The organism is Streptomyces specialis, from assembly GCF_001493375.1.
Classification (GTDB): Bacteria; Actinomycetota; Actinomycetes; order Streptomycetales; family Streptomycetaceae; genus Streptomyces; species Streptomyces specialis.
Genome location: NZ_LN929788.1, coordinates 1 through 5,689, shown reverse-complemented (window position 1 = coordinate 5,689; position 5,689 = coordinate 1). Strand labels below are relative to the sequence as shown.

Genomic DNA, 5,689 nt, shown 5'->3' with positions numbered 1-5,689 from the left:
CTCCGCATAACTCAACGAAACACCCGCGGAAACCACCGCCACCGCATCCGGCGACCGCACAACCTGCCGCTCGAACAACACCGGCAACGACTCACAAGACACCGACCGAACCGTGTCATTCCACTCGACGAGCAGAGTCCGGCGCTCCTCGGCGGAAAGGATGTCGATATCGCTGATCCGGCGTTCCGGTTCCGCGACCGATGTCTCCAGCAGGCGCACCCATCGGCGGAGCACGGTGTCGATCGTCCGGGCGTCGTAGAGGTCCGTGCTGTACTCCGCGCGCCCGGTCATCCCCGAGGGCGTGCCGTCGGGGCCGCGGTGTTCGCGCAGGGTGAGGGTGAGGTCGAGCCGGGCCCCGGCCGACGGGACGGTTTCCTCGGTGACCTCCACACCGGGGAGGTCGAGGGCGGCCTCGGCGGTGTTCTGGAGCACCAGCATGATCTGGAACAGGGGGTGGTGCGCCAGCGAACGGTGCGGACGCAGCAGGTCCACCAGCCGTTCGAACGGCACGTCCTGGTTGGCGTAGGCCGTCAGGGCCACGTCCCGGGACCTGGCCAGCAGTTCGGCGAAGGTGGGGTTGCCCGAGGTGTCGGCCCGCAGCACGAGAGTGTTCAGGAAGAGGCCCACGAGATCGTCCACCGCGTCGTCGGTGCGCCCGGCGACCGGGGTGCCGATCGGCACGTCGGTTCCCGCGCCCAGCTTCGTCAGCAGCGTCGCCAGCGCGGCGTGCAGCACCATGAACACGCTGGCGCCCGCGGCCCGCGCGGTGTCCGCGATCCGGGCGTGCAGGGCGGGGCCGATCTCGAATTCGACACTGGCGCCGCGGAAGGAGGACACCGCCGGGCGCGGCCGGTCGGCGGGCACGCCCACCTGCTCCGGCAGTCCGTCCAGCGCGTCCGTCCAGTAGGCGACCTGCGCGGCGATGGCGCTGTCCGGCTCACCGGCCGTGTCGAGCAGCGCGCGCTGCCACAGGGCGAAGTCCGCGTAGCGCACCGGAAGCCGGGGCAGGGACGGCTCTTCGCCGACCACCCGGGCCGCGTACGCCTGGGACAGGTCGCGCAGCAACGGCTCCCGTGACCAGCCGTCGGCGGCGATGTGGTGGATGACCAGCATCAGCACGCACGATTCGGTGCCCGTGACGCGCAGCAAGGTGGCGCGGACCGGGATCTCGGCGGCGAGATCGAACCCGTACCGCGCCGCCTCGGCGATCGCGGCGGGCAGTTCCTCGGGGTCCACGTCGAGAGTCGGCAGGGGTACGGTCACGTCCCCGGGGAGGATCCGCTGGACCGGCTCTCCGTCCACCTCGGGGAACACGGTGCGCAGCGGCTCGTGGCGGCCCACGACGTCCCGCAGCGCGCCGCGCAGCGCGTCGGCGTCCACGTCGCCGTCCAGCCGCAGCGCGATCGGGATGTTGTACACCGGCCCGGGACCCTCCAGCCGGTGCAGGAACCACAACCGCTGCTGGCCGAACGACACCGGCACCCGGTCCGCGGGCGCGGTGGGCACGAGCGGCGGGCGCGCCGTACCGTCCGCCCGCTGGATGCCCCGGGCCAGACTCGCCACCGTGGGCGCCTCGAACACCGCGCGGACCGACAGTTCCACGCCCAGCACCGCGCGGATCCGGGAGACGAGGCGGGTCGCCAGCAGCGAGTGCCCGCCCAGCTCGAAGAAGTTGTCCCCGACGCCGACCGAGGGCAGCCCGAGCACGTCGGCGAACAGGCCGCACAGCAGTTCCTCGCGGGGGTCGCGCGCCGTGCCCGTGGCTCCGGCCGCCTCGGCGAAGTCGGGTACGGGCAGGGCCCGGTGATCGACCTTCCCGTTCGTCGTCAACGGGATCCGGTCGATGAGCAGCACCGCGGCCGGGACCAGATGGTCCGGCAGCCGCTCGCGCAGGAAACGCCCCAGCGTGCCCGGCAGGGCGTCGGTCGCGTGGCCGGGTGCGGCGACGACGTAGGCGACGAGACGGACGCCGCCCTGGTGGTCGTCGCGGGCGAGCACGGTGGCGGTGGCCACGGCGGGGTGGTCCGCGAGGGCGGTCGCGACTTCACCGGGTTCGACGCGGTAGCCGCGGATCTTCACCTGTTCGTCGTTCCGGCCGAGGAACGCGAGGGTGCCGTCGGTGAGCCGGCGGACGATGTCACCGGTGCGGTACATGCGCTCGCCCGCCGCCCCGAAGGGGCAGGGCAGGAAGCGGCTCGCCGTCAGCGCGGGGCGTCGCAGGTAGCCGCGTGCCAGGCCGGCACCGGCGAGGTACAGCTCTCCGGGGGTGCCGGGCGGCACCGGCCGCAGCCGCTCGTCGAGGACGTGGACGCGGACTCCGGACAGGGGGGTGCCGATGGGGATCTGGTCGGGCACCTGGCCGGTGAGGCGGTGGCGGGTGGCGAAGGTGGTGGTTTCCGTGGGGCCGTAGCCGTTGACGACGACCAGTCCGGGGCAGGCGGCCCGCACGCGGCGGACGGCGTGGGCCGGGACGACCGCCCCGCCGGTCCACACCTCGCGCAGCGCGGCGAAGCAGTCGGGGGCCTCGTCGGCGAAGACCTGGAACAGCCCGGCGGTCAGCCACATGGCGGTGATCCGGTGCCGGACGGTCAACGTCCGGAGGAGACCGGAGTCGAGGGCGGCAGGGGCGAGGACGACGCTCCCTCCGGAGAGCAGCGGAACCCACAGCTCGTAGGTGGAGGCGTCGAACGCCGAAGGCGAGTGGGCCAGGACCCGCCGGTGGTCCCCCGTGGCGAAGCAGGACGCCCGGGCGAGCGCGACGACGTCGGCGTGGGTGACGACGACGCCCTTGGGCAGGCCGGTGGAGCCGGAGGTGTACATCGCGTAGGCCGGGTGCGAGGCCCTGAGCGGGGCGAGCCGGTCGGCGTCGGTGAGGTTGTCGGCGGACCGGCCGGCGTCGTCGTCCGCGCGCACGGGGACCAGGGGCAGGCCGGTGGCCTCGCGCGGCCAGGTGTCGTGCGGCGCGATGACGCAGACCGGCCGGGAGTCGTCGAGCATGAGCCGGACGCGGTGCTCGGGGTGGTCGGGGTCGAGGGGCAGGTAGCCGGCGCCGGTCTTGAGGATGGCGAGGACGGCGACGATCTGCTCGGCCGAGCGCGGGAGGGCGACGGCGACGAAGCGTTCGGGGCCGGCGCCCGCGTCGATCAGGCGGCGCGCGAGGCGGTTGGCCCGTGCGTTGAGCTCGCGGTAGGTCAGCGGCTCGTCCTGCCAGACGACGGCGGTGGCGTCGGGGGTGCGGGCGGCCTGACGCTCGAACACCACCGGGATCGGTTCGGGGCGGTCGGTCAGCGGGTCGCCGGTCCCGGACGCGCGCAGGGCGAGGTGTTCTTCCTCGGTGAGCAGGTCGATCGCGCCGATCGCGCGGCCGGGGTCGGCGGTGGCGGCGTCGAGCAGCCGGACCAGGCGACGGCCCAGCGCCTCGACGGTCTCCCGGTCGTAGAGATCCGTGCTGTACTCCACCTTGCCGCTGATCCCGGCGGGCCCGCCGTCCGGATCGAGCAGCTCGCGCATGCTGAACGTGAGGTCGAACCGGGCGTGCACGCCCGCGGCGTACTCCCGGGTGGCCCGGACGCCGAGCAGTTCCAGCGTGCCTTCCTCGTTGTTCTGCAGCACGAGCATGATCTGGAACAAGGGGTGGTGTGCCAGCGAACGCCGCGGGTTGAGCACGTCCACCAGCCGCTCGAACGGCACGTCCTGGTTGGCGTACGCCGACAGCGCCCGGTCCCGCACCCGGCGCACCAGATCCTCGAAGCTCGGGTCGCCGCTGGTGTCCGTGCGGAGCACGAGGGTGTTGACGAAGAATCCGACCAGCTCGTCCAGCGCGTCGTCGGTGCGGCCGGCCACCGGGGTGCCGACCGGGATGTCGGTCCCGGCGCCCAGCTTTGTCAGCAGGGCGGCGAGCGCCGCCTGGGCGACCATGAACACGGTGGCGCCCGTCGATCGGGCCGTGTCCGCTATGCGCGTGTGGAGTTCCCTTCCGATGGCGAAGGTCACCGTCGCCCCGCGCAGTGTCGCCACCTCGGGGCGCGGCCGGTCGCCCGGCAGGCCGACCTGTTCGGGCAGGTTGTCGAGCGTCTCGGCCCAGTAGTCGGTCTGGCGCGCGATCGCACTGCCCGGGTCGTCGATGTCGCCCAGCACGTCCCGCTGCCACACGCCGTAGTCCGCGTACTGCACCGGCAGTCGGGGCCAGTCCGGTTCCGTGCCGGTCAGCCGGGCCGCGTACGCGCGTGACACGTCGTGCAGCAGCGGTGTGATCGACCAGCCGTCACCGGCGATGTGATGCGTCACCAGGACCAGCAGCCACTCCTCGTCCGTCACCCGCAGGAGGGACGCGCGGAACGGGATCTCCGTGGCCAGGTCGAAGGGGTGGCCGATCGCCTCCTGGACGGCGCCGGCCACCTCGTCGGGGGCCACGTCGGTGACCCGCAGCGGGCAGGGCTCGCCCGCGGGCAGGATGAGCTGCCGCGGTGTCCCCTCGACCTCGGTGATGAGGGTCCGCAGGGACTCGTGCCGGCCGACGACGTCCGTCAGCGCGTCCCGCAGCGTCGCCACGTCGAGGCCGCCGGTCAGCCGCAGCACGACCGGGCTGTTGTACACCGCGCCCCGGCCGTCCAGCCGCCACAGGAACCACAGCCGCTGCTGGGCGAACGACACCGGCATGTGCGGCGCGCGGGGGACCGGCCGCAACCGGGCCCGCGCCTGCCCGCCGGCCGGGGCCATCCGGCGGGCCAGGCCCGCGACGGTGGGCGCCTCGAACACCGACCGCACCGACAGCTCCTCGCCCAGCACCGCGCGGACGCGCGACACCAGCCGTGTCGCCAGCAGCGAATGCCCGCCCAGGTCGAAGAAGTTGTCCTCGACGCCGACGCTGCCCTCCGCCAGGCCCAGGACCTCGGCGACCAGCTCGCACAGGTGCTCTTCCCGCCTCGTGCGCGGGCCTCCGCCGGCCCCCGCCGTCGCGGCGTAGTCCGGCGCGGGCAGTGCCTTGCGGTCCGCCTTGCCGCTCGGCGTCAGCGGCACCGCGTCCACCGGTACCACCGCCGACGGCACCAGATACTCCGGCAGCCGCGTGCGCAGGAACTCCCGCAGCACGGCGGGCAGGGCGTCGGGGGCCGCCGAGGGCACGACATAGGCCACGAGGCGGGGATCGCCCGGCTGGTCCTCGCGGGCGACGACCAGGGCCTCGGCCACCGAGGGGTGGGCGGCGAGCGCGGCCTCCACCTCTCCCGGCTCGACCCGGAAGCCGCGGATCTTCACCTGGTCGTCGGCGCGGCCGAGGTACTCCAGGTTGCCGTCCGCCCGCCACCGGACGAGGTCACCGGTGCGGTACATGCGCTCGCCCGCCGCCCCGAACGGGCACGCGACGAAACGATCCGCCGTCAGCCCGGGGCGGCCGAGATAGCCCCGTGTCACGCAGACCCCCGCGAGGTACAGCTCGCCCACCACCCCCGGCGGCACCGGGCGCAGCGCGCGGTCGAGCACATACACCCGGGTGGCGGTGATCGGCGCGCCGATGGGCGGCGGTCCGGTGGGCGCGGCTGGGAGCCGCTCAACCGTGCTGCCATCACTGGTCGCACCTTTCGAACATCTCTCTATCCATCCCATGCGCAATACATGCCACACGCGGCTCTGCGTCAGAAAAGACATACTCAGTCTCTTTTGTATTCGCGTAAATCTGTGGAGCGTCCTT

General features: G+C 73.4%; 2 protein-coding genes. One reads left to right on the top strand and one right to left on the bottom strand.

The genetic code is table 11. The features are described from left to right. Positions 1-5,487 (bottom strand): non-ribosomal peptide synthetase (locus BN2279_RS07070; protein ID WP_324612825.1); only part of this gene is annotated, 5,487 nt, incomplete at its 3' end. Positions 5,488-5,491: 4 nt separating this feature from the next. Here BN2279_RS07070 and BN2279_RS30350 point away from each other — a divergent pair. Beyond that, positions 5,492-5,689, top strand: a 198-nt coding sequence (locus tag BN2279_RS30350) for a hypothetical protein (protein WP_234347540.1), incomplete at its 3' end; no start/stop codon positions are given.